This window comes from Pseudomonas sp. WSY_20 (assembly GCF_043104335.1).
Taxonomy (GTDB): Bacteria; Pseudomonadota; Gammaproteobacteria; order Pseudomonadales; family Pseudomonadaceae; genus Aquipseudomonas; species Aquipseudomonas parafulva_B.
Genome location: NZ_JBICKP010000090.1, coordinates 1 through 22,457, shown reverse-complemented (window position 1 = coordinate 22,457; position 22,457 = coordinate 1). Strand labels below are relative to the sequence as shown.

The window sequence follows — 22,457 nt, the reverse complement described above, 5'->3', positions numbered from 1 at the left end:
TGATTCAATTCTCTCGACGGTCTCGATTTTCGGGGGACGTCGCTACGACATGCCGGGGCAGGGTCACGCGGATCCGGGTGCCACGTTGCCGTTCGATATCGGCCGGGCTGTCGATGGTGATTTGTCCATAATGCTCCTCCACGATGGAATAGACCAGCGCAAGGCCCAGCCCGGTTCCCTCGCCAGGGTCCTTGGTGGTGAAGAAGGGTTCGAACAGGCGATCCATGATGTTCTTCGGAATGCCGCTGCCCTCGTCCTCCACGATCAGGTCGACCGTGTGCTCGCAGCCCACGGTGCGCACGCGAATCGCGCTGCCGGGTGGAGACGCGTCCCGCGCGTTGGACAGCAGATTGATCAGCACCTGGGCCAGGCGTTGCGGGTCACCCTCTGCCCAGTGGTCGGGGTCGCACAGGTTGAAGAACTGCACGTCGAAGTTGCGCCGATTCAAGGCCAGCAGGCCAATGGCATCCTGGGCCACTTCTGCCAGGCACACGGGCTCTTCGCTGTTCTGATGGCTGCCGCCTGCGTGGGCGAAGCTCATCAGCGATTGCACGATGCGCGACACCCGCTTGGTCTGTTCGAGGATCTGGCTGGACAGCTCGATGATTTCCCCATCGCCTTCGCGCTCCTCGCGCAGGTTCTGCGCAAGGCAGGCAATGCCGGTGATCGGGTTGCCGATCTCGTGGGCCACACCCGCCGCCAGGCGGCCGATGCTCGCCAGGCGTTCAGAGTGCACCAGCTTCTCTTCCAGGGCCTGGGTTTCGGTCAGGTCTTCCACCAGCAGCACCAGGCCACTGTTGCCTGGGGCCAGCGGTTCGTCGATGGCGGCCTTGTGCAGGTTCAGCCAGCGCGGCTGGCCGTCCAAGGCCAGGCGCTGTTTGTGCAAGTGTTCATCCGGCACATTGATGAAGCCTTGCAGCAGGCCACGCCAGGGTTCGGCAATGGTGATCAGGCGCGAACCGACCACGTGCTTGGCAGCAATGCCGGTCAGCTCTTCCATGGCCTTGTTCCACATGAGGATTTCCTGGTCCTTGGCCAGGGAGCATACCCCCATCGGCAGCTCCTGAAGCGTTTGGCGGTGATAGCGGCGCAAGGCGTCGAGTTCGGCAGCCAGGCCGGTCAGGCGCGAGTGGTAGTCCTCCAGCCGGCTTTCGATGAAGTGGATGTCTTCAGTCACATAGTTTTCATTGCCCGACTTGTAAGGCAGGAAGGTCTCCACCATGTCCTGGGCCACGCTTGGGCCCATCAGGCCGGAGAGGTTGGCCTCGATGCGGTCGCGCAGCCGACGCAGGGCGTAGGGGCGCCGCTCGTCGAAGGGCAGGTACAGGTCGCGCAGGGCTTGCTCCACTTCCTTCTGTGCGGCCTTGGCGCCCAGTGGCTTGGCCAGTTGGGTGGCGAACTCCTGCGGCGAGGCCGCATGCAGTTCGCGGCGCTGGGGGCGGCGGACGTTGTCGACGGCGCAGGCTTCGGCGGCGGCCACCTCCTCATTGCTGGCATTGGTGAACAGGGAAATCAAGGTGAACAGCAGCACGTTGGCGGCCAGCGATGCAATGGCTGCCATGTGCCAGCTGGTGTCGTCCAGTACGTAGATCATGTCCAGCGAGGGGATGTAGAAACCCTGCAGGTTACCCAGTAGTGGCAGCAGCATGGTGCCCATCCACACCAGGGTGCCTGCCACCAGGCCGGCAATGAACCCCCGCCGATTCGCCGTGGGCCAGTACAGCACCGACAGGACCCCCGGCAGGAACTGCAAGGTGGCCACGAACGCGACGATGCCCAGGTTGGCCAGGCTCTGGTGGTTGCTCTGGGTGAGGTAGAACATGAAACCGGCGGTGATGATGGCCACGATCAAGGCCCGGCGCGTCCACTTCAGCCAGCGGTAGATGTTGCCCTCTGCAGGCGGCTGGTACAGGGGCAGGACCAGGTGATTGAGCGCCATGCCCGAGAGGGCGAGGGTGGTCACGATGATCAGCCCGCTGGCTGCCGAAAGCCCCCCGACATAGGCCAGCAGGGCCAATGCCTGGTTGTTGGCCGCGATGCCCAGCCCCAGGGTGAAGTATTCCGGGTTGGTACTGGCGCCCAGGCGCAAGCCGGCCCATAGCACCAGGGGCACGGCCAGGCTCATCAGCAGCAGAAACAGCGGCAGCCCCCAGCTGGCGCTGACCAGCGAACGCGGGTTGAGGTTTTCGGTGAACGCCATGTGGTACATGTGCGGCATGACGATCGCCGAGGCGAAGAACACCAGCAGCAAGGTGCGCCACGGGCCCTCCTGCAAAGGCGTGTGCAGGGCCGCCAGCGCCGTCTGGTTCTGCAGCAGCCAGACCTCCAGGCCATGGGGCCCGCCGAAGACACCATACAGCGCATAAAGGCCGATGCCACCCAGGGAGATGAGCTTGATCACCGACTCGAAGGCGATGGCGAAGACCAGCCCCTCGTGCTTCTCACGGGTGGCGATGTGCCTTGAGCCGAAGAAGATGGTGAACAGGATGATAAGGGCACAGAAAGCGAACGCTACCCGGGCCTTGACCGGCTCCCCGGTGAGGATGCTGATGGAATCGGCCACGGCCTGGATCTGCAGAGCAAGCAGCGGCAATACCCCAATCAGCATGATCACCGTGGTCAGCGCCCCGGCCCAGGTGCTGCGAAAGCGGAAGGCCAGCAGGTCGGCCAGGGACGATAACTGGTAGGTACGGGTGATTTTAAGGATCGGATACAGCAACACCGGCGCCAACAGGAATGCCCCTGAAACCCCCAGGTAACAGGCCAGGAAGCCATAGCCGTACTGGTAGGCCAGCCCCACCGATCCGTAGAACGCCCAGGCGCTGGCATAGACCCCCAGCGACAAGGTGTAGGTCAGGGGGTGGCGGATGATCGAGCGCGGTATCAAGCCGCGTTCGCTGACCCAGGCCACGCCGAACAGCACCAGCAGGTAGCCGGCACTGATCAGGATCATCTGGGTCAGGCTAAAGCTCATCGGCATCTCGTTGGCTCTGCAGGATGAAAGTGACGACGATCAGGATGAGCCAGAGCAGGTACGGGCGGTACCAGGCTCCGGTGGGCTCGATCCACCAGTCCATGATGGCCGGGGAGAACAGGTAGATCCCCACGACCAGAAGCAGGACCAAACGATAGATGTACATGCGGGCCTCGACGGTTGGGCGCTGCGGGTGTGGATCTATTATTGGCGCATATGGCGTGGCGGATGCTAGCGGGAATCGGCAGCGTTGGCCAAGGGTTTGAATTTCATGGCCTTTTGATTCAGGCGGGCGGGTTATTGAAACCCGGCCTAGTGCAAGTCGGCCTCAGGGACCGTGGTGCGCTGGGCAATGCGTTCGGGCCGCCACTGGGCACGTGCCACGGCCAGTACTTGGGCTGGGGTGGCGCTTGCGAGCTGCGCGGGCGTGTCCTGGCCCAGTGCTCTGAGCGCCCGCAGCAGCAGCGGGGTAGCCTGGTCGGCCTGCAGGGGCGGCGAGCGGTAGGACTTGCCCAGCTTGTGGCCATCAGGCTGGACGATCAGCGGCACATGCAGATAGCGCGGCTGCGTGAAACCCAGCAGCTCCTGCAGGTACAACTGACGGGGGGTGTTGTCGAGCAGGTCGGCACCGCGCACGATGTCGGTGATGCCCTGCCAGGCGTCATCGAGCACCACTGCCAACTGATAGGCATAAAGCCCGTCACGGCGCTGGATGACGAAGTCGCCCACTTCCCGGCCCAGGTGCTGCTGGTACTCACCTTGCACCCGGTCGGTGAAACGGTAGGTCAGCTCCGGCACCCGGATACGAATGGCCGCACCTTCGCGGGCGTGCCCGGCATTGCGACAAAAACCGGGGTAGATACCGCCGTATGCTTCCAGCTGCTTGCGCGAACAGGTGCAGGCGTAGGCCAGGCCCATGTTGAACAGGCGGTCGACCACGCTGGCATAGGCATCAAAGCGCTGGCTCTGAAAGGCCACTTCGCCATCCCATTCCAGACCGTAGCGTTCCAGGGTTTGCAAGATGGCATCGCGCGCGCCGGGCATTTCCCGTGGCGGGTCGGTGTCCTCCATGCGCAGCAGCCAACGCCCGTCCACGGCTCGGGCGTCCAGCCAGGAAGCCAGGGCGGCTACCAGGGAGCCGAAGTGCAGGAAACCGCTGGGGGTGGGGGCGAAGCGGCCGGTGTAACGGGACTGGGTCATGGTCGGGCAGGGCATATAAATGAAGCGGGGCGCATGAAGCGCCCCGGCTGGAGAAGAAGACGATCAGCCTTTGCCGACGGTCTTTTCTTTCTTCTCGGCAATTTCCTTGCAGTCGAAGCACAGGTCAGCGGTAGGACGGGCTTCCAGACGGCGCAGGCCGATCTCGATACCGCAGGAATCGCACCAGCCGTATTCTTCGTCCTGAATCTTCTGCAGGGTCTTGTCGATTTTCTTGATCAGCTTGCGCTCGCGGTCGCGGTTACGCAGCTCGAGGGCGAATTCTTCTTCCTGGCTGGCACGGTCGGCCGGGTCGGGGAAGTTCGCCGCTTCGTCCTTCATGTGGTCCACGGTGCGGTCCACGCTCTGCATGAGCTCGCCTTTCCAGGCATTGAGAAGCTTGGTGAAGTGCTTCTTCATGGGCTCACCCATGTATTCTTCGCCCTTGGTCTCTTGATAGGGCTCGACACCGTACATGGTTTGACCGGTTTTTTGCTTTTCTACGGTGGACATGAATAGACCGCCTCTCACTCATCTGATCCTATGCGCAGGATGCTCCATCTCCGGCGACCGCCGGCCCTGCGACTGCGAGCCGCCGAACTTACCAGATAGATCGGGGGTGCGCTAGCCCGCCCGATCCTGCTTACTGACACCGGCGCAAACCATACGTTCGATTGCATGCAAGGGTAGAATCCAAAGTTTAGACCCGATTGAGAGAAGGACATGGCCCAACCCTACAGTGCGCGCAGCCGCGCCATCGAACCCTTCCATGTCATGGCGCTGCTGGCGCGTGCCAATGAGCTGCAGGCAGCCGGGCATGACGTGATCCACCTCGAGATCGGCGAGCCGGACTTCACCACGGCAGCGCCCATCGTCGCCGCAGGGCAGGCCGCCCTTGCCGAAGGCCGCACCCGGTACACAGCCGCCCGCGGTCTGCCTGCACTGCGCCAGGCAATCGCCGGTTTCTATGGCCAGCGCTATGGTCTTGACGTTGACCCGGAGCGCATCCTGATCACGCCAGGTGGCTCCGGTGCGCTGCTGCTGGCCAGCAGCCTGCTGGTCGATCCCGGCAAACATTGGCTGCTGGCCGACCCGGGCTACCCGTGCAATCGCCACTTTCTGCGCTTGGTCGAGGGTGGGGCGCAGTTGGTGCCGGTAGGGCCTGAGGTGAACTATCAGCTCGATGCAGGGCTGGTGCACGCACACTGGAACGCCGATACGGTCGGCGCTCTGGTGGCTTCACCTGCCAACCCGACGGGGACTGTACTGGGGCGTGATGAGCTGGCCAGCCTTGCCCAAGCCACGCGCGCCCGCGCCGGTCATCTGGTTGTGGACGAGATCTACCACGGCCTGACCTATGGCATGGACGCGCCCAGCGTGCTCGAAGTCGACGATTCGGCCTTCGTACTAAATAGCTTTTCCAAATATTTCGGCATGACCGGCTGGCGCCTGGGTTGGTTGGTGGCACCCGAAGATGCCGTGGCTGACCTTGAGAAACTGGCGCAAAACCTCTACATCAGCGCACCCAGCATGGCCCAGCACGCCGCGCTGGCCTGCTTCCAGCCGGAGGCGCTCGGGATCTTCGAGGCGCGTCGTGCGGAATTTGCCAAACGCCGTGACTACCTGCTGCCAGCCCTGCGCAGCCTGGGTTTCAAAATCGCCGTAGAGCCCCAGGGCGCGTTTTACCTGTATGCCGATATCAGCGCCTTCGGGGGGGATGCCTTCGCGTTCTGCCGACATTTCCTGGAAACCGAACACGTGGCGTTTACCCCGGGGCTGGACTTCGGTCGCCACCTGGCCGGCCATCATGTACGTTTCGCCTACACCCAGAGCCTCCCGCGTCTGGAACAAGCGGTCCAGCGTATCGCCCATGGCCTGCAGAGCTGGCAGGGCTGATGCGTTTTTCTCCTGCCCTTGAACAAGGTCGGCTGCTGCGCCGGTACAAGCGCTTTCTGGCCGACATCGAACTGCCCACTGGCGAGCAACTGACGATTCATTGCCCCAACACCGGCTCCATGCTCAATTGCATGCACGAGGGTGGCCTGGTGTGGTTCAGTCGCTCCAGCGACCCGAAACGCAAGCTGCCAGGCACCTGGGAAATCAGCGAAACCCCACAAGGGAGGCTGGCCTGCGTCAACACCGGGCGCGCCAACCCATTGGTGGAGGAGGCGCTGCGTGCGGGGATCATCACCGAGCTGGCAGGTTTCACTGCACTCAAGCGGGAGGTGGCCTACGGTGAAGAAGGCAGTCGTATCGATTTTCGTCTGGAATTCGACGGTGCACCGGCTTATGTGGAAGTCAAAAGCGTGACCCTGGGTTACGCCGACAGCACCACGGCAGCGTTTCCGGACGCCGTTACCCAGCGCGGTGCCAAGCACCTGCGCGAGCTGGCCAAGCTGGCGCGCCAGGGCATACGGGCGGTTCAGCTGTATTGCGTCAACCTGACGGGTATAGAGGCCGTGCGACCGGCCGATGACATCGACCTGGCCTATGCCCAGGCCCTGAAGGCTGCGGCGGCCGAGGGGGTCGAAGTGCTGGCCTATGGGACCCGGCTGGATGCCGAGGGCATCGTCATTGACCGGCGCCTGCCGGTGATCCTTACGCCTTGAGCCAGATGCCCTGGCTGTCTTCGAGGCAGTCCAGGGCCTGCAACGCCTCGCCTTCGCAAGGCCCGGACACACATTCGCCCGTTTCGATCAGAAACAGCGCACCGTGGTGGCTACAGTGAATAAGGCTGTTGCTGTCGTCCAGAAAACGTTCCTGCGGCCCGTTCAAGGCAATGCCACGGTGCGGGCAGCGGTTTCGGTAGAGATAAACGCTACCTTGGCGGCGAACGCCCAGCAGCAGAGCGCCGTCTACCTCGAACGGGCGGCTCTGGCCTTCGGGCAAGCCGTGGGAGGGGCAAAGAAAGTGCATGGCGGGCCTGACTCTGGGTGCGGTGATCGACTTGACGCGTCAATGCGAACAATTATCAAATGGCTGTCATTCGCTGCGCCTGGCTTTGCATGGTGCGCAGTTCTGCCGCCCGCTACAAGGTGTGGGGGCCAAACCGATGAAGGAAATCCAATGATGCGTCGCCTTGCCGCCGTGCTTGTTTTCGCCGCCAGCCCACTGCTCTGCGCCAAGGCCCTGGCAGCCGACCAGCCGAGCCGTTGGGTCAGTGCGGGCGGCGCCTTGAGCGAGTGGGTGGTGGCGTTGGGCGCTGAGCCGCGGCTGGTCGGCGTCGATACCACCAGCCAACACCCAGCCTCATTGAAAGCGCTGCCCAGCATTGGTTATCAGCGCCAGTTGTCCGCTGAAGGCATTCTGAGCCTGCGCCCGGATAGGTTGATAGGTACGGATGAAATGGGCCCAGCGCCGGTGCTGGCGCAAATCACCAGGGCCGGCGTGCCCGTCGAGGTGTTCTCCAGCCAGCCCGATATCGATGCCGTGGGGCAGAACCTCAAGCGCCTGGGCGAGCTGTTGGGGGCCCAGGCACAGGCTGCACGAGCGACCGCAGACTTTCGCCATCAGCTCGACCAGTTGCACGACAAGGTACGCCAGGCACAAGCCGGGCAGCCCGCGCCCGGCGTGGTGTTGCTGGTAGGTCATGCAGGGGCCAGGCCGCTGCTGGCAGGCGCCGGCACGGCAGGGGACTGGGTCTTGAAGCAGGCCGGGGGACGTAACCTTGCAACCCATCAGGGCTACAAGGACTTTTCCAGCGAGGCGCTCGCGGCGTTGGACCCGGATATCATCGTGTTCTCGGACCGCGTGCTCGCCGATCAAGCCGCCTTGCAGGCCCTGTTGAAAGAAAACCCTGCACTGGCCGCCTCGCGTGCAGTGCGCGATCAGCGTCTGGTTCAGCTCGACCCGACCCTGCTGGTCGGAGGGTTGGGGCCGCGCTTGCCCGCCAGCCTTCAGGTGCTGGCGGCAGCGTTCTATCCTTCGGCCAACATCCGCTTCGCGCCATGAGGCCACGGATTCGACCGCGCACGTTGTTCATCTGGCTGGGCTTGGCATGCATGCTCGCCATCCTGCTTTCGTTGTCGTTGGGGCCCGTAAGCCTGCCGTTGACCGATACGCTGCAGGCCAGCTTGCGGCTTGTGGGTGTGCCGCTTTCAGCGGAGGGTTTGCAGCAGGCGCAGATGATCATTGGCCAGATCCGCCTACCGCGCACGCTGCTGGGGCTGGCTGTAGGCGCAGTGCTGGCCTTGTCCGGGGTGGCCATGCAGGGGTTGTTTCGCAACCCACTGGCAGACCCTGGGCTGGTGGGCGTGGCGGCCGGAGCGGCGGTTGGGGCGGCAGTCGCGATCGTTGGGGCTCGGTGGCTGGGTAACGTCCCCGAGGGTTTGTCACCGTATCTGTTGTCGCTGTGTGCGTTTCTCGGCGGACTGGGTGTAACCGCGCTGGTCTACCGGCTGGGCAGGCGCGACGGGCAGACCAATGTGGCTACCATGCTGCTGGCCGGGGTTGCCATGACCGCACTGGGCGGCGCGACCGTGGGGCTTTTCAGCTACCTGGCCGATGACGCCACCCTGCGCACCCTGACGTTCTGGAACCTGGGCAGCCTCAATGGCGCCAGTTACGCGCGGATCTGGCCTCTGCTGCTGGTCGCGACGGGCATCTCGCTCTGGCTGCCTCGACGGGCGAGGGCGCTCAATGTGTTGATGCTGGGTGAGTCCGAAGCCCGGCACCTGGGTATCGACGTCGAGCGCTTGAAGCGGGAGTTGGTGTTCTGCACGGCATTGGGCGTCGGGGCGGCAGTGGCTGCAGCCGGCTTGATCGGCTTCATTGGCCTGGTGGTGCCGCACCTGGTGCGACTGCTGGCCGGCCCTGATCATCGGGTGGTATTGCCAGCCTCGTTGTTGGCAGGGGGCGCTTTGATGCTGATGGCCGATCTGCTAGCGCGGCTGCTGTTGGCGCCTGCCGAACTTCCCATCGGTATCGTCACTGCCTTCATTGGCGCACCGTTTTTCCTGTACCTGCTGATCCGAGGACGCGCGTGATGCTGCAAGCCGAAGGCCTCTACCTGCGCCGTGGTAAACAGGACGTTCTGCGAGGTATCGACCTGCAGCTGGCGCCTGGGCAGATCGTCGGTGTATTGGGCCCTAACGGTGCGGGCAAGAGCAGTCTGCTGGGGGCGCTCAGTGGCGAACTCGTGCCTGCGCAGGGGCGGGTGACGCTGCAAGGGCGTCTGCTGTCGGACTGGGCCGGCCCCGAGCGCGCGCAACGGTTGGCGGTGTTGCCGCAGGTGGCCAGCCTAGGCTTTGCCTTCCAGGTGCAGGACGTCGTGGGCATGGGGCGCATGCCATACGCCACCGGGCGCCAGCGTGACGCGCAGATTGTGGAGGCGGCCTTGCAGGCGGCAGACGCGACCCACCTTGCACAACGCAGTTATTTGGCGTTGTCGGGTGGCGAGCGCCAGCGGGTGCACCTGGCACGGGTGATGGCGCAGTTGTGGCCGGGCGAAGAGGGCGTGACGTTGTTGCTCGACGAGCCGACCTCCATGCTCGACCCGCTGCACCAACACACGACCCTGGAGGCGGTGCGTCGTTTCGCGGACCGTGGCGCTGGCGTTTTGCTCATTCTGCATGACCTTAATCTTGCAGCACGGTACTGCGACCGGATCCTGTTACTGGAACAGGGACGCAGTTACGCCCTAGACAGCCCTGCCAGTGTGCTCACCCCAAAGGCGCTGAAGGCCGTCTTCGGAATCGACGTCATCGTGCAGGCGCATCCTGAGCGGGGGCATCCCTTGGTCATCGCCCGCTGAAATAGAAGCAGGATGGGTTCATGAAGCTGTCGGACATTCGCCTGAACAGCCAGGCAAAAAAAGACCCGGCAAATTGCCGGGTCAATAACCGTGATTAGCCTGATGAGGAGATAATCTGAGAGTCCGAACCAAGGGCTCTGAGGTTATCCAACCAGTCTCGCGACCAGTTGTGATAATCATAACGATTCTCATTCATGGGTCAATAGCTTATTGCACTTTATTTTTTGCCTCGCGCTGAGTCGCGGATTCCAACTGTTGGAGCAGTGCCGCCTTGCCCGCATGCGGCAGTGCTCTCCAGTTCACATCCAGCAGGGCGCCCTCGATGGCGAACAGCAGGACCTTGGTAGCGCGAAAGCCGCGAGCCTTCACCGCCAGGTAGGCCTGGACTGCGCCAAGCCGCCGCAAATCCGACGAGCTTTGCACCCCGGCAGCCTTCAGCCACTGGACCGAAGTCTTGCCAAGGTTTTTCAGGCAGTAAAGATCCTCGCTCATCACGCCTCCTTGCGATGGTTGAGGAAAGAGCGGATGCCGTTAGAGGAAGTGTAGCGGGGCAGGACAAGTGCGCGGCCTTTTAACAAGGCCGCAGGTCGAAGGCGCGTTGCTTGAAATGGCGTCTTGCCGTGTCAGGCATCAGAGCCCGGGCAAGCGCTGACGGATTTGCTCGATGACATGGTCCATGCTGCTGCTCGCCTGGGTGTCTACCGGCGTGCTCAACGCGACTTCCTCGGCAGCCAGCGGCTCACGGCTCGCCTGCTGGGCCTGGACGACTTCCAGAGTGGCGTCCGACGGGTCCTGGCTCTGCGCCTGGCGTTGCTGCAACCAGCTGCTGATCACGGCATCCGGGGCATGGCAATCGAGGATCAGGAACGGTACGCCAGTCTGGCTGGCGACGTCGGCGGCAGCCTGGCGCTGTGCATGCTTGAGGTAGGTGGCGTCGAGCACCACCGGCAAGCCTGCCCGCAGCACGGTAGCCGCAATCTGATGAAGGCGCTGGTAAGTGGCAGCACTGGCCTCTTGGTCGTAGATGCCTGCGCTCAACTGGCCCGTCGCGTCTTGCGCCTGCTCGCCGAACAGACGTTTGCGTTCCACATCCGAGCGCACGCGCACGGCGCCCAGCGCTTCGACCAGGCGCATGGCTACGTGGCTCTTGCCGACAGCCGAAACCCCATGGGTAATGGCCAGCAGGCGTGAAGGGATGGCGCTGTAGCTTTCTGCGAGATTGGCGTAGTTGCGGTAGGTGCGCAGGGTCGTGGCCTTCTGTACGCCATCGGCGTCGGCAGGCATGCTGAACAGCGCGACCTTGGCACGTACCAGTGCGCGGTAGGCCTTGTAGAAGTTGAGCAATTCCAGCCCTTCATAGTCTCCGGTCAGTTCCAGGTACTGGCTGATGAAACGCCGGGCCAGGCACTTGAGCCCGCGGTCCTCCAGGTCCATGGCCAGGAAGGCGGTGTCGGCATAGACGTCGGTCAGGCGGAAGGGCTCATTGAACTCGATGCAATCGAAGATCACCACCTGGCCATCAATCAGCGTGGCATTGCCCAGGTGAATGTCACCGTGGCATTCGCGAATGAAACCTTCGGCCTTGCGGCGTTCGAGCAGCCCATGCAAACGGTCGAAACTGCTGCGCGCCCAGGCTTGCAGGGCGTCGAGCTGTTGCAGGTCGGCCTTGTCGCTCAGAAACGGACGGATTTGTTCGAAGTTCTGTTCCACCGGTGCCATCACGCTCTCGGGCGTACCCAGCGGGTGCTCCACGGGGACGCGAGGCGCCTGCAGGTGGAATTCGGCGATCTGGCGGGCCATCTGGTCGACATGGGCAGCGGTCAGCTCACCGTTGGCCTGAAGTGTGGACAGCATCTGTCCCTGTGGGAACTGACGCATTTTCAAGGCGAACTCGATTGCCTGGCCCTCTCCACCGATCTGCGGGGCGTCGGGGCTGCCGGTGATCGGCAGCACCTCCAGGTACAGACCGTCGGTCAGGCGCTGATTCAGGCGCAGTTCTTCGTTGCAGAAGTGCTGGCGCTGATCCAGGTGGGTGAAGTCGAGGAAGCCGAAGTTCATCGGCTTCTTGATCTTGTAGGCATACTCACCCGTGAGCAATACCCAGGAGATATGCGTCTCGATGAGGTGGAACCCATCCACGGGGTGGGGGTACAGGGCAGGGTTCTGCAACGCAGTGATGAGGGCTTGGCTCACGGGAAATCCTTCCGGGGGCAGGGAATTCGAATCGGCCATTATGGTCAATGGTGCCGTCCCTGCCTACCGCCGGGCCGCCTGCCCAGCCTCAGTAAAGTGCGTATAATCCGCCGCCATGACTCGATCTCGAAATTCCCGTACCCCTAAAAAACGCCCGACCGGCCGCTCCCGTGCCTGGCTGGGCTGGGCTTTGAAGCTCAGCCTGGTAGGCTTGGTGATCATCGCCGGCTTCGCGGTCTACCTCGATGCCGTCGTGCAGGAAAAGTTTTCCGGCAAGCGCTGGACCATCCCTGCCAAGGTGTATGCCAGGCCGCTGGAGCTGTTCACCGGCCAGAAACTGAGCAAGGACGATTTCCTCACCGAACTCGACGCGCTGGGTTATCGCCGTGAAAGTGCCGCCAACGGGCCAGGCGCGGCAGCGGTGAACGGCAACACGGTGGACCTCAATACCCGTGGCTTCCAGTTCTATGAGGGCATGGAACCTGCCCAGTTCGTGCGTGTACGGTTTTCCGGTGATTACGTGGCAGGGCTTGCGGGCGCCAATGGCAAGGCCTTGGATGTGGTCCGGCTGGAGCCGCTGATGATCGGCGGCATCTACCCCAAGAACCTCGAAGATCGCATCCTGATCAAGATCGACCAGGTGCCCAAGTACCTGCTCGAAACCCTTGTGGCCACCGAAGACCGCGATTTCTACAGTCACATGGGCGTGTCGCCCAAATCCATCGCGCGGGCCATGTGGGTCAATACCTCGTCCGGATCGATGCGCCAGGGCGGCAGTACCCTGACCCAGCAACTGGTCAAGAACTTCTACCTCACCAGTGAGCGCAGCCTGAGCCGCAAGCTGACCGAGGCGATGATGGCGGTCTTGCTGGAACTGCATTACGACAAGCGCGAGATCCTGGAGGCCTACCTCAACGAGGTGTTCGTCGGCCAGGACGGCCAGCGTGCCGTGCATGGTTTCGGCCTGGCCAGCCAGTTCTTCTTCAGCCAGCCGTTGTCCGAGCTCAAGCTGCACCAGATCGCATTGTTGGTCGGCATGGTCAAGGGCCCGTCTTACTACAACCCGCGCCGTTACCCGGAACGTGCGTTGGCCAGGCGTAACCTGGTACTGGACCTGGTCGCCGAGCAGGGCGTGGCCAGCCAGGCCGAAGTGGATGCGGCGAAGAAGATGCCCCTGGGCGTCACCAAGCGCGGCAGCTTGGCCGACAGCTCGTTCCCGGCCTTCCTGGACCTGGTCAAGCGCCAGCTGCGCCAGGACTACCGCGACGAAGACTTGACCGAAGAGGGGCTGCGAATTTTCACCAGCTTCGACCCGATCCTGCAGATGAAAGCCGAAACCTCGATGAACGAGACGTTCAAGCGCCTGGCCGGGCGCAAGGGCGCCGACGAGGTGGAATCGGCGATGGTCGTGACCAACCCTGAAACCGGCGAGGTGCAGGCCCTGATCGGCAGCCGCCAGTCGGGCTTTGCCGGCTTCAACCGCGCCATCGATGCCGTGCGCCCGATTGGTTCTCTGGTCAAACCGGCGGTGTACCTGACGGCCCTCGAGCAGCCGAGCAAGTACACCCTGACCAGCTGGGTGCAGGACGAACCGTTCTCGGTCAAGGCTGCCAACGGACAGGTGTGGCGCCCGCAGAACTACGACAGGCGTTCGCACGGCACCATCTACCTGTACCAGGGGCTGGCGCATTCGTACAACCTGTCCACCGCCAAGCTTGGCCTGGAAGTGGGTGTGCCGAACGTGATCAAGACCATTGGGCGACTGGGTGTGGACGTGGACTGGCCGGCGTTCCCATCGATGTTGCTGGGTGCAGGCGGGATGTCGCCGATGCAGGTCGCGACCATGTACCAGACCCTGGCCAACGGTGGCTTCAACACGCCGATGCGCGGTATTCGCAGCGTACTGACGGCCGAAGGCGAGCCGCTCAAGCGCTATCCGTTCCAGATCCAGCAGACATTCGACCCTGCGGCCATCTACCTGGTGCAGAACGCCATGCAGCGGGTCATGCGGGAAGGCACCGGGCGCTCGGTGTACAACACCTTGCCGCGTACCCTCACCCTGGCGGGCAAGACCGGTACCAGCAACGATTCGCGTGACAGCTGGTTCTCAGGCTTCAGCCAGGACCTGCTGGCGGTGGTCTGGATGGGGCGCGACGACAACGGTAAAACGCCCTTCACCGGCGCTACCGGCGCGCTGCAGGTGTGGACCAGCTTCATGAAAAAAGCCGACCCACTGCCGCTCGACATGCCCCAGCCCGACAACGTGGTGCAGGCCTGGATTGATCCCTACAGCGGCCAGGGGTCTGACAGCAGCTGTCCGGGGGCCGTGCAGATGCCGTATATTCGCGGGAGTGAACCGCCTGCCGGCGCGACCTGTGGCGGCGAGCAGAATCCAGCTGAATCGGTCATGGACTGGGTCAAGGGCTGGATGAATTAAGCACAGGCTGCATTGAAGAGGTGTGACGTGAACAAGTGGCTGTTTCCTGCCGTGACGGCGCTGGTGGTGCTCCAGGGGTGCTCCAGCGTGCCTCGCGGCAATATACCGGTGGTCGACTCCAGTACCCGCGTGTCCAACAGCGAGCGCGTCACGGCCAAGCGCCAGGCCCCTGGCATCAATGCCGGCACGCCCCAGGCGCAGACCCTGCCGGAAGACTCCGGCGTCACGGTGATGATTCCCCAGGGGGCCGGGGCGTCCGGCATCCAGACGTTCCCTGCCGGCAATGGCGCGGCGCCTATCAGCACGACGCCGATCACTACCGAGCCGGTCAACGCCCAACCGATCACCACTGACCCTAACCCCATTGCCGACGAGCCTTTCGATATTGCGTCGATGAACAGCGCGTCGGCCCCCAAGGCCAGCAGCGCGCCAACCGGTATTCCGCGTAGCGGCGCTGGCGGCGGGTTGTCTGCTGACGAACAGCTCGATGGGCCGGTGCTGGCACTGCTGACCACCGCTCAGACGCAGCAGGGCAGCGGCGATTTCAACGGCGCTGCCTCGAGCCTAGAGCGGGCCCAGCGGATCGCGCCGCGGGAGCCGCAGGTACTCTACCGGTTGGCGCAGGTCAGGCTGTCCCAGGGTGACGCCCCGCAGGCCGAGCAGTTGGCGCGTCGTGCGCTGACCTATGCCAATGGGCGTCCGAGCCTGCAGGCCGAGTTGTGGAACACGATCGCCCAGGCGCGTGAGAAGCAAGGCGACAGTGCCGGGGCAGCGCAGGCACGGCAAAAAGCACGGGTGAGCTCGTGACGGTGCAGCCGCGGGTACTGGCCATCGCCGACCACCTGATGCTGATCGAGCGTGAGTTGCAGGTGCAAGGTTGGTGGGACGACGAGGCGCCTGAGGACGATGCACTGGAGAGCACGGTGCCCTTCGCGGTCGACACCCTGCGTTTCGAGCAGTGGCTGCAGTGGATTTTTCTGCCGCGTATGAAGATCATCATCGAGTTGGGTCACCCATTGCCCAACGCGTCGGGGATCCTCACCATGGCTGAAACCGTGTTCGTGAACCGGCCGGAGCAGAGCCGGGAGCTGCGCCGGCTGTTGGCAGCATTCGACCAATTGATCGCCTCGACCGCCTGATTTATTCCAATTTTCCTTCAAGGGCCGCAGATTGTGGCCCTTTTTTATAGAAATCTTAATTTTTCTGCTGCTTTAGTGATTTTTAGTGGTGCCAGGAATTCATCTTGGCTGAAAATTGGCAATAATTTTTCTTGACTTGTCGCCGCCAAATAACAAGAATCCAACTTCCGCTGTAGTGGGACTGCCAGAAGCAGACCCGCTAAGCAGATCATGAGGCGCACACCCGCGCCGACCTGTTACACCCCGCAACGCGTTACCTCGCGCTGGGTGGGAAACCCCCGCAACACTCTGGGGAGCTCCCAATACTTGCTCAGTCAGTGCTGACGTTCGCTCATGCTCTGCTTGGCAGTAAACCTATTAAGACCCGCCTGTTGGGGCGGTATTCTGGCGTTTTAGAGGTGAACAACGTGGAGCTTTTATCTGGCGCTGAGATGGTCGTCCGCTTCTTGCGCGACGAAGGCGTTAAGCACATCTACGGGTACCCTGGTGGTGCTCTCCTGCACGTCTACGACGCGCTGTTCAAGGAACCGGAAGTCGAGCACATCCTGGTTCGCCACGAACAGGCGGCGACGCACATGGCTGACGGCTACGCCCGCGCTACCGGCAAGGCCGGCGTGGTGCTGGTGACGTCCGGCCCGGGTGCGACCAATGCCATCACGGGCATTGCCACTGCCTACATGGACTCCATTCCGATGGTCATCCTGTCCGGCCAGGTGCCTAGCACCATGGTAGGTACCGATGCCTTCCAGGAAACCGACATGATCGGTATCTCCCGGCCTATCGTGAAGCACAGCTTCATGATCAAGAACCCGACCGAGATTCCGGAAATCCTGAAAAAAGCATTCTACCTGGCGCAATCCGGCCGCCCAGGCCCGGTGGTGGTCGATATCCCCAAGGACATGACCAACCCGGCTGAAAAATTCGAGTACGTGTACCCCAAGAAGGTCAAGCTGCGCTCTTACAGCCCGGCGGTGCGCGGGCATTCCGGGCAGATTCGCAAGGCGGCAGAAATGTTGCTGGCCGCCAAGCGCCCGATCGTCTACGCCGGCGGCGGCGTGATCCTGGGTGGTGGGTCCGAGTCCCTGACCGAGATCGCCAAGTCGCTGAACCTGCCAGTCACCAATACCCTGATGGGGTTGGGCTGCTTCCCGGGTACCGATCGCCAGTTCCTTGGCATGCTGGGTATGCATGGCAGCTTCACTGCCAACATGGCCATGCACAACGCCGATGTCATCTTCGCCGTCGGTGCGCGTTTCGACGACCGTGTGGTCAACGGCCCGGCCAAGTTCTGCCCGAACGCCAAGATCATCCATATCGACATCGACCCGGCTTCGATCTCCAAGATGATCAAGGCCGACGTACCGATCGTTGGCCCAGTGGACAGCGTGTTGTCCGAGATGATCGGCATTCTCAAGGAAATCGGCGAGCAGCCTGAGAAGGCGTCGCTCGATGCCTGGTGGAAGCAGATCGATGAATGGCGTGGCAATGGCGAACTGTTCCCTTATGACAAGGGCGACGGCAATGTCATCAAGCCGCAGAAAGTCATCGAGACGCTGTGCGAAGTCACCAACGGCGATGCCTTCGTGACCTCGGACGTGGGCCAGCACCAGATGTTCGCTGCCCAGTACTACCGCTTCAACAAACCCAACCGCTGGATCAACTCCGGTGGCCTGGGCACGATGGGCTTCGGCTTCCCGGCAGCGATGGGCATCAAGCTCAATTTCCCGGATCAGGACGTTGCCTGTGTAACCGGTGAAGGCAGCATCCAGATGAACATCCAGGAGCTGTCGACCTGCATGCAGTACGGCCTGCCGGTCAAGATCGTCAACATGAACAATGGTGTGCTGGGCATGGTTCGCCAGTGGCAGGACATGGCCTACAACGGCCGTCACTCGCACTCTTATGTCGAGTCGCTGCCTGACTTCATCAAGCTGGCTGAGGCCTATGGCCATGTGGGCATCCGCATCACCAGCCTGAAGGACCTCAAGCCCAAGCTTGAAGAGGCCTTCGCGATGAAGGATCGCCTGGTGTTCATCGACATCGCGGTTGACCGCAGCGAGCATGTCTATCCGATGCAGATCAAGGACGGCTCGATGCGTGACATGTGGCTGAGCAAGACGGAGCGTACCTGATATGCGGCACATCATTTCCCTGCTGCTGGAAAACGAACCGGGTGCCTTGTCCCGTGTGGTCGGCCTGTTCTCCCAGCGCAACTACAACATTGAAAGCCTGACCGTGGCGCCGACCGAAGACCCGACCCTGTCGCGTCTGACGTTGACCACCGTTGGCCATGACGAAGTGATCGAACAGATCACCAAGAACCTGAACAAGCTGGTCGAAGTGGTCAAGCTTGTCGACCTGTCGGAAAGCGCTCATATCGAACGCGAGCTGATGCTGGTCAAGGTCAAGGCCACCGGTGCCCAGCGTGCCGAGATCAAGCGCACCACGGATATCTTCCGTGGCCAGATCGTCGATGTGACTGCCAGCGTGTACACCGTGCAACTGAGCGGCACCAGCGACAAGCTGGACAGCTTCATCCAGGCCATCGGCACTGCATCGATTCTCGAAACCGTGCGCAGCGGCGTTACCGGCATTGCCCGTGGCGACAAAGTGCTCAGCATCTGAATTCAACAATAAATTAGCGATGGCTCCATTGGGGCCGGGATATAACCAGGGGTATTTCATGAAAGTTTTCTACGATAAAGACTGCGACCTTTCCATCATCCAGGGTAAGAAAGTCGCCATCATCGGCTACGGCTCCCAGGGCCACGCTCAGGCGTGCAACCTGAAAGACTCCGGTGTGGATGTCACTATCGGTCTGCGTAAAGGTTCGGCCACCGTTGCCAAGGCAGAAGCCCACGGCCTGAAAGTGACCGACGTAGCTTCGGCAGTCGCCGCTGCCGACCTGGTCATGATCCTGACCCCGGACGAATTCCAGGGCCAGCTGTACAAGCAGGAAATCGAACCGAACATCAAGAAGGGCGCTACCCTGGCGTTCTCCCATGGCTTCGCGATCCACTACAACCAGGTGGTTCCACGTGCCGATCTCGACGTGATCATGATCGCCCCGAAAGCCCCGGGTCACACCGTGCGCTCCGAGTTCGTCAAAGGTGGCGGTATCCCTGACCTGATCGCTATCTACCAGGATGCTTCGGGCAACGCCAAGAACGTCGCCCTGTCCTACGCCTCGGGTGTAGGCGGTGGCCGTACCGGCATCATCGAAACCACCTTCAAGGACGAGACCGAAACCGACCTGTTCGGCGAGCAGGCTGTGCTGTGTGGCGGTACCGTCGAACTGGTCAAGGCTGGTTTCGAGACCCTGGTCGAAGCCGGCTATGCCCCGGAAATGGCCTACTTCGAGTGCTTGCACGAGCTGAAGCTGATCGTTGACCTCATGTACGAAGGCGGTATCGCCAACATGAACTACTCGATCTCCAACAACGCCGAATACGGCGAGTACGTGACCGGTCCAGAAGTCATCAACGAAGAATCCCGTAAAGCCATGCGCAATGCACTCAAGCGCATCCAGGACGGCGAGTACGCGAAGATGTTCATCTCCGAAGGCGCTACCAACTACCCATCGATGACCGCCAAGCGCCGTAACAACGCCGCGCACGGCATCGAAGTCATCGGCGAGAAGCTGCGTTCGATGATGCCGTGGATCTCGGCCAACAAGATCGTCGACAAGACCAAGAACTAAGGTTTATCGAACGATGAAAAACGCGGCTTAGGCCGCGTTTTTTCGTTCTGGCAGCCAGCTTCTGGTATAAAGCAGACCAGTGGCCCGCCGTCAGAACCTGTTTAGCGGGCCCGTGTCGAACTTTTTCCATCCTGTTGCAAGGTACCCTCCATGAGCGAACGTCCCGAAGAGCCGAACAAGCCCTCCGACGCCGAAAGCCTGCTACCTGTCGATGAGCACATTGAAGAGGGGCATGACGACGAAGGGCGCAAGGTGCGTCATCGCGGCATTTATCTGCTGCCCAACCTGTTCACTACCGCGAACCTGTTCGCTGGTTTCTATTCCATCATCAGTTCGATGAACGCACAGAGTGCCCTGAGCGCTGGCGACCCGCGCGAAGCGAGCAAGTATTTTGCCTTTGCTGCCATCGCCATCTTCGTGGCCATGGTGCTCGATGGCCTCGATGGCCGGGTAGCGCGCATGACCAATACCCAGAGCGCCTTCGGCGCCGAGTACGATTCGCTGTCGGACATGGTCGCCTTCGGCGTGGCCCCCGCGCTGCTGGCCTTTGGCTGGGCGCTGGGTGACATGGGCAAGGTCGGCTGGATGGTGGCCTTCATTTATGTGGCCGGTGCTGCGCTTCGTCTGGCGCGTTTCAATACACAGGTGGGCACCGCCGACAAACGCTACTTCATCGGCCTGGCCAGCCCGGCTGCAGCCGGCGTGGTGGCCGGTACGGTATGGGCGTTCAGCGACTATGGCATCCAGGGCTCGAAGCTCTCGTTCCTGGTGGCGCTTCTGGTGGCGGCTGCGGGCATGCTGATGGTCAGCAACATCAAGTACAACAGCTTCAAGGAACTTGACCTCAAGGGGCGCGTGCCTTTCGTGGCGATCCTTGCCGTGGTGCTGGTGTTCGCAGTGGTCTTCAGCGATCCTCCGCGCATTCTGCTGCTGGCCTTCCTGGCCTATGCGGCTTCCGGCCCTATCCAGTTCCTGCTGCGCTCGCGTCGTCGCAAGGGGTGACAATCCCTTAATTGTGGAATAACCCTCCGGTTCCATAGTCTTACTGGTACATCCGTTACCCAGTGCTATGGAGCCGCTCATGCTTATCAAGCTTCCCAGGTCAGGCGAATGCAAGGCGTCGGAGATCACCCCTGAAGGCCTCTATCTCTCACGCCGCACCCTGATGGGTGGCTCGCTCGCGGGTTTGGCACTGGGTACGTTGCCGGGCAACGTTCTGGCCGGCGAGCCGTCTCGCTACCCTGACGTACAGGCTGGCAAGGCGCCTGCCTGGTTTGCCGAAAAGCTGCCTGGTACCCGTTGGCAGGCGGTGACGGTCCAAAACGAAGCCGTGACCCCCTTCAAGGATGCCACCCACTACAACAACTTCTATGAGTTCGGGCCCGACAAGGGCGACCCGGCTGCGAACGCAGGCAGCCTTAAGACCGAACCCTGGAGCGTTGTCATTGATGGGGAAGTGGGTAAACCCGGTCGCTATGCACTGGAGGACTTCGTCAAACCCTACCAACTCGAAGAGCGTGTCTATCGACTTCGCTGCGTGGAAGCGTGGTCGATGGTCATTCCGTGGCTGGGCTTCCCATTGGCGCACGTGCTCAAGCAGGTCGAACCCACCTCCAAGGCCCGTTACGTCCGTTTCGAAACCCTCGAGGATCCCAAGAGCATGCCCGGCCAGCGTTCTGGCTTTGCATTGATCGATTGGCCTTATGAAGAGGGGCTGCGCCTGGACGAGGCGATGCATCCGCTGGCCATCCTGGCAGTCGGTATGTATGGCCGGGAGCTGCCGAACCAGAACGGGGCCCCGCTCAGGTTGGTCGTGCCCTGGAAGTATGGCTTCAAAAGCATCAAGTCGATCGTGCGCATCAGCCTGGTGGCAGAGCAACCGAAAACCACTTGGCAGGGGTTGGCTCCGGATGAGTATGGCTTCTATGCCAACGTGAACCCGACCGTCGACCACCCGCGCTGGAGCCAGGCTCGTGAACGCAGGTTGCCTAGCGGGCTGTTCAGTCCCAATGTGCGAGAGACACAGATGTTCAACGGCTATGCCGATGAGGTGGCGTCGCTGTATGACGGGCTGGATCTGCGGAAGAACTACTGATGAGATATCCCTGGTTTCGTCTAGGTATATTCATGGCAGGCTGCGTATTTCCGGCCTGGTGGCTGTATGAGGCATCGGCCAGCCTGTTGGGCCCTGATCCGGGCAAGGTGTTGATGGACCGGTTGGGGTTGGGCGCCTTGGTGTTTCTGTTAATCAGCCTGTGCATGACGCCATTGCAGCGGGTTACCGGTTGGCCGGGCTGGATCGTGGTGCGACGTCAGCTCGGGCTGTGGGTGTTTGCCTACATCGTGTTGCATGTGCTGGCGTACCTGTTCTTCATCCTGGGGTTGGACTGGGGACAGTTGACGGTAGAACTGCGCAAGCGACCGTACATCATCGTGGGTGCCCTTGGTTTGCTGGGTTTGCTGGTGTTGGCGGTCACGTCCAATCGCTACAGCCAGCGCCGCCTGGGCGCGCGGTGGAAGAAGCTGCATAGGCTGGTCTACGCAGTACTGGGCCTGGGGCTGCTGCATTTTCTGTGGATCGTACGCTCTGACCTGCGGGAGTGGGCTGTCTATGCCTTTATTGGGATGTTGTTGATGGTGCTGAGGATACCGGCTGTTGCGCGTTCGCTTGCGCGCGTGAACCGCAGCAAGGGGAGGGCGGTTCGAGGTGGCCTTGGAAGGTGACAGGCACTTATCTCACGATTTCTGAAATTAATGGTTGACGCGGTTTCGAATCCCCTTATAATGCGCCCCACTTCCAGCGACATCGGAACGCGAAACTCCTTGAGATTCAATGGGTTAGCTAGTTCGGGTGGTGCTGTAAGGGCTACGATCGAACAGATCGGCAGCGGTTGAGAAGAAGGTTGACAGCGTGTTGAAACGCTGTAGAATTCGCCTCCCGCTACGAGAGATCGAAGCGAGTCAAGTGTTTGAAGTTGAACGAGTTTCTCGAAACAAACTTCAAAATAAACGCTTGACAGGCAACGAGGAAAGCGTAGAATGCGCGCCTCGGTTGAGACGAAACA

General features: G+C 61.9%; 22 protein-coding genes. 15 read left to right on the top strand and 7 right to left on the bottom strand.

The annotated features are described in order from the left end of the window. Window positions 1-4: 4 nt before the first annotated feature. The 4 genes from ACF8E5_RS21860 to dksA all read right to left on the bottom strand — a co-directional run bounded on the left by ACF8E5_RS21860 (window position 5) and on the right by dksA (window position 4,684). Entirely contained in the window at window positions 5-2,980 is a 2,976-nt protein-coding gene (locus ACF8E5_RS21860) for an ATP-binding protein (RefSeq protein ID WP_392475796.1), read from the bottom strand. Then, entirely contained in the window at window positions 2,964-3,140 is a 177-nt protein-coding gene (locus tag ACF8E5_RS21855; protein WP_003250005.1) for a hypothetical protein, read from the bottom strand. Before ACF8E5_RS21855 ends, ACF8E5_RS21860 begins: the two co-directional genes overlap by 17 nt. Window positions 3,141-3,286: 146 nt before the next feature. Continuing rightward, window positions 3,287-4,174: a tRNA glutamyl-Q(34) synthetase GluQRS gene (gene gluQRS / locus ACF8E5_RS21850; RefSeq protein ID WP_058639184.1), complete on the bottom strand. Its 888-nt coding sequence runs from the start codon at window positions 4,172-4,174 to the stop codon at window positions 3,287-3,289. 63 nt (window positions 4,175-4,237) lie between these two features. Then, window positions 4,238-4,684 carry an RNA polymerase-binding protein DksA gene (gene dksA / locus ACF8E5_RS21845; RefSeq protein WP_023533176.1) on the bottom strand — a complete coding sequence of 149 codons (447 nt, stop codon included), beginning with the start codon at window positions 4,682-4,684 and terminating at the stop codon, window positions 4,238-4,240. A 210-nt stretch (window positions 4,685-4,894) separates the two neighbouring features. Between dksA and ACF8E5_RS21840 the strand changes: the two genes are divergently transcribed. Further along, window positions 4,895-6,067, top strand: coding sequence for a pyridoxal phosphate-dependent aminotransferase (locus ACF8E5_RS21840; RefSeq protein WP_392475795.1), 1,173 nt, complete (start codon window positions 4,895-4,897; stop codon window positions 6,065-6,067). After that, complete coding sequence (gene sfsA, locus ACF8E5_RS21835; RefSeq protein WP_058639182.1) at window positions 6,067-6,780, top strand: DNA/RNA nuclease SfsA; 714 nt, start codon at window positions 6,067-6,069, stop codon at window positions 6,778-6,780. The genes ACF8E5_RS21840 and sfsA overlap by 1 nt, the downstream gene beginning before the upstream one ends. Here the strand turns inward: sfsA and ACF8E5_RS21830 are convergent. Next, complete coding sequence (locus tag ACF8E5_RS21830) at window positions 6,770-7,087, bottom strand: Rieske (2Fe-2S) protein (RefSeq protein ID WP_392475794.1); 318 nt, start codon at window positions 7,085-7,087, stop codon at window positions 6,770-6,772. The genes sfsA and ACF8E5_RS21830 overlap by 11 nt on opposite strands. On the opposite strand from ACF8E5_RS21830, the gene ACF8E5_RS21825 reads away from it, so the two are divergent. The 4 genes from ACF8E5_RS21825 to ACF8E5_RS21810 are packed head-to-tail and all read left to right on the top strand — an operon-like array spanning window position 7,086 to window position 9,923. After that, window positions 7,086-7,241 carry a hypothetical protein gene (locus tag ACF8E5_RS21825; RefSeq protein ID WP_153302481.1) on the top strand — a complete coding sequence of 52 codons (156 nt, stop codon included), beginning with the start codon at window positions 7,086-7,088 and terminating at the stop codon, window positions 7,239-7,241. The genes ACF8E5_RS21830 and ACF8E5_RS21825 overlap by 2 nt on opposite strands. Next, window positions 7,238-8,122, top strand: coding sequence for a hemin ABC transporter substrate-binding protein (locus ACF8E5_RS21820; RefSeq protein ID WP_392475793.1), 885 nt, complete (start codon window positions 7,238-7,240; stop codon window positions 8,120-8,122). The genes ACF8E5_RS21825 and ACF8E5_RS21820 overlap by 4 nt, the downstream gene beginning before the upstream one ends. Before the next feature lie 50 nt (window positions 8,123-8,172). Continuing rightward, window positions 8,173-9,156: an iron ABC transporter permease gene (locus ACF8E5_RS21815; RefSeq protein WP_193754406.1), complete on the top strand. Its 984-nt coding sequence runs from the start codon at window positions 8,173-8,175 to the stop codon at window positions 9,154-9,156. Next, window positions 9,156-9,923, top strand: a complete 768-nt coding sequence (locus ACF8E5_RS21810; RefSeq protein WP_197844604.1) for a heme ABC transporter ATP-binding protein — start codon at window positions 9,156-9,158, stop codon at window positions 9,921-9,923. Before ACF8E5_RS21815 ends, ACF8E5_RS21810 begins: the two co-directional genes overlap by 1 nt. A gap of 207 nt (window positions 9,924-10,130) precedes the next feature. On the opposite strand, the gene ACF8E5_RS21805 is transcribed toward ACF8E5_RS21810, so the two are convergent. Beyond that, complete coding sequence (locus tag ACF8E5_RS21805; RefSeq protein WP_392475792.1) at window positions 10,131-10,415, bottom strand: TfoX/Sxy family protein; 285 nt, start codon at window positions 10,413-10,415, stop codon at window positions 10,131-10,133. Between the two features lie 138 nt (window positions 10,416-10,553). Then, complete coding sequence (locus ACF8E5_RS21800) at window positions 10,554-12,116, bottom strand: bifunctional aminoglycoside phosphotransferase/ATP-binding protein (protein ID WP_145253483.1); 1,563 nt, start codon at window positions 12,114-12,116, stop codon at window positions 10,554-10,556. Between the two features lie 115 nt (window positions 12,117-12,231). Here ACF8E5_RS21800 and mrcB point away from each other — a divergent pair, with 115 nt between their 5' ends. The 9 genes from mrcB to msrQ all read left to right on the top strand — a co-directional run bounded on the left by mrcB (window position 12,232) and on the right by msrQ (window position 22,116). Continuing rightward, complete coding sequence (gene mrcB, locus ACF8E5_RS21795; protein ID WP_058604735.1) at window positions 12,232-14,553, top strand: penicillin-binding protein 1B; 2,322 nt, start codon at window positions 12,232-12,234, stop codon at window positions 14,551-14,553. A 27-nt stretch (window positions 14,554-14,580) separates the two neighbouring features. Beyond that, window positions 14,581-15,360 (top strand): tetratricopeptide repeat protein, encoded by a 780-nt coding sequence (locus ACF8E5_RS21790; protein ID WP_078477991.1) that lies wholly within the window; start codon window positions 14,581-14,583, stop codon window positions 15,358-15,360. 2 nt (window positions 15,361-15,362) lie between these two features. Then, complete coding sequence (locus ACF8E5_RS21785; protein ID WP_392475800.1) at window positions 15,363-15,692, top strand: YqcC family protein; 330 nt, start codon at window positions 15,363-15,365, stop codon at window positions 15,690-15,692. A 407-nt stretch (window positions 15,693-16,099) separates the two neighbouring features. After that, complete coding sequence (locus ACF8E5_RS21780; protein WP_023533127.1) at window positions 16,100-17,824, top strand: acetolactate synthase 3 large subunit; 1,725 nt, start codon at window positions 16,100-16,102, stop codon at window positions 17,822-17,824. Window position 17,825: 1 nt separating this feature from the next. Continuing rightward, window positions 17,826-18,317, top strand: coding sequence for an acetolactate synthase small subunit (gene ilvN / locus ACF8E5_RS21775; RefSeq protein ID WP_003250040.1), 492 nt, complete (start codon window positions 17,826-17,828; stop codon window positions 18,315-18,317). A gap of 58 nt (window positions 18,318-18,375) precedes the next feature. Then, on the top strand, window positions 18,376-19,392 hold the full coding sequence (ilvC, locus tag ACF8E5_RS21770; protein WP_058604733.1) for a ketol-acid reductoisomerase: 1,017 nt from the start codon (window positions 18,376-18,378) through the stop codon (window positions 19,390-19,392). A 150-nt stretch (window positions 19,393-19,542) separates the two neighbouring features. Continuing rightward, window positions 19,543-20,394: a CDP-diacylglycerol--serine O-phosphatidyltransferase gene (pssA, locus tag ACF8E5_RS21765; protein WP_023533151.1), complete on the top strand. Its 852-nt coding sequence runs from the start codon at window positions 19,543-19,545 to the stop codon at window positions 20,392-20,394. A 79-nt stretch (window positions 20,395-20,473) separates the two neighbouring features. Next, complete coding sequence (gene msrP / locus ACF8E5_RS21760) at window positions 20,474-21,487, top strand: protein-methionine-sulfoxide reductase catalytic subunit MsrP (RefSeq protein WP_058639174.1); 1,014 nt, start codon at window positions 20,474-20,476, stop codon at window positions 21,485-21,487. Beyond that, on the top strand, window positions 21,487-22,116 hold the full coding sequence (msrQ, locus tag ACF8E5_RS21755) for a protein-methionine-sulfoxide reductase heme-binding subunit MsrQ (protein WP_058639173.1): 630 nt from the start codon (window positions 21,487-21,489) through the stop codon (window positions 22,114-22,116). The genes msrP and msrQ overlap by 1 nt, the downstream gene beginning before the upstream one ends. Window positions 22,117-22,457: the final 341 nt, after the last annotated feature.

Excerpts from the sequence above, each read along its gene's own strand:
- ACF8E5_RS21860 (WP_392475796.1), bottom strand. The coding sequence starts at position 2,980 with ATGCCGATGAGCTTTAGCCTGACCCAGATGATCCTGATCAGTGCCGGC.
- ACF8E5_RS21855 (WP_003250005.1), bottom strand. The coding sequence starts at position 3,140 with ATGTACATCTATCGTTTGGTCCTGCTTCTGGTCGTGGGGATCTACCTG.
- gluQRS (WP_058639184.1), bottom strand. The coding sequence starts at position 4,174 with ATGACCCAGTCCCGTTACACCGGCCGCTTCGCCCCCACCCCCAGCGGT.
- dksA (WP_023533176.1), bottom strand. The coding sequence starts at position 4,684 with ATGTCCACCGTAGAAAAGCAAAAAACCGGTCAAACCATGTACGGTGTC.
- ACF8E5_RS21840 (WP_392475795.1), top strand. The coding sequence starts at position 4,895 with ATGGCCCAACCCTACAGTGCGCGCAGCCGCGCCATCGAACCCTTCCAT.
- sfsA (WP_058639182.1), top strand. The coding sequence starts at position 6,067 with ATGCGTTTTTCTCCTGCCCTTGAACAAGGTCGGCTGCTGCGCCGGTAC.
- ACF8E5_RS21825 (WP_153302481.1), top strand. The coding sequence starts at position 7,086 with ATGGCGGGCCTGACTCTGGGTGCGGTGATCGACTTGACGCGTCAATGC.
- ACF8E5_RS21830 (WP_392475794.1), bottom strand. The coding sequence starts at position 7,087 with ATGCACTTTCTTTGCCCCTCCCACGGCTTGCCCGAAGGCCAGAGCCGC.
- ACF8E5_RS21820 (WP_392475793.1), top strand. The coding sequence starts at position 7,238 with ATGATGCGTCGCCTTGCCGCCGTGCTTGTTTTCGCCGCCAGCCCACTG.
- ACF8E5_RS21815 (WP_193754406.1), top strand. The coding sequence starts at position 8,173 with ATGCTCGCCATCCTGCTTTCGTTGTCGTTGGGGCCCGTAAGCCTGCCG.
- ACF8E5_RS21810 (WP_197844604.1), top strand. The coding sequence starts at position 9,156 with ATGCTGCAAGCCGAAGGCCTCTACCTGCGCCGTGGTAAACAGGACGTT.
- ACF8E5_RS21805 (WP_392475792.1), bottom strand. The coding sequence starts at position 10,415 with ATGAGCGAGGATCTTTACTGCCTGAAAAACCTTGGCAAGACTTCGGTC.
- mrcB (WP_058604735.1), top strand. The coding sequence starts at position 12,232 with ATGACTCGATCTCGAAATTCCCGTACCCCTAAAAAACGCCCGACCGGC.
- ilvN (WP_003250040.1), top strand. The coding sequence starts at position 17,826 with ATGCGGCACATCATTTCCCTGCTGCTGGAAAACGAACCGGGTGCCTTG.
- ilvC (WP_058604733.1), top strand. The coding sequence starts at position 18,376 with ATGAAAGTTTTCTACGATAAAGACTGCGACCTTTCCATCATCCAGGGT.
- pssA (WP_023533151.1), top strand. The coding sequence starts at position 19,543 with ATGAGCGAACGTCCCGAAGAGCCGAACAAGCCCTCCGACGCCGAAAGC.
- msrP (WP_058639174.1), top strand. The coding sequence starts at position 20,474 with ATGCTTATCAAGCTTCCCAGGTCAGGCGAATGCAAGGCGTCGGAGATC.
- msrQ (WP_058639173.1), top strand. The coding sequence starts at position 21,487 with ATGAGATATCCCTGGTTTCGTCTAGGTATATTCATGGCAGGCTGCGTA.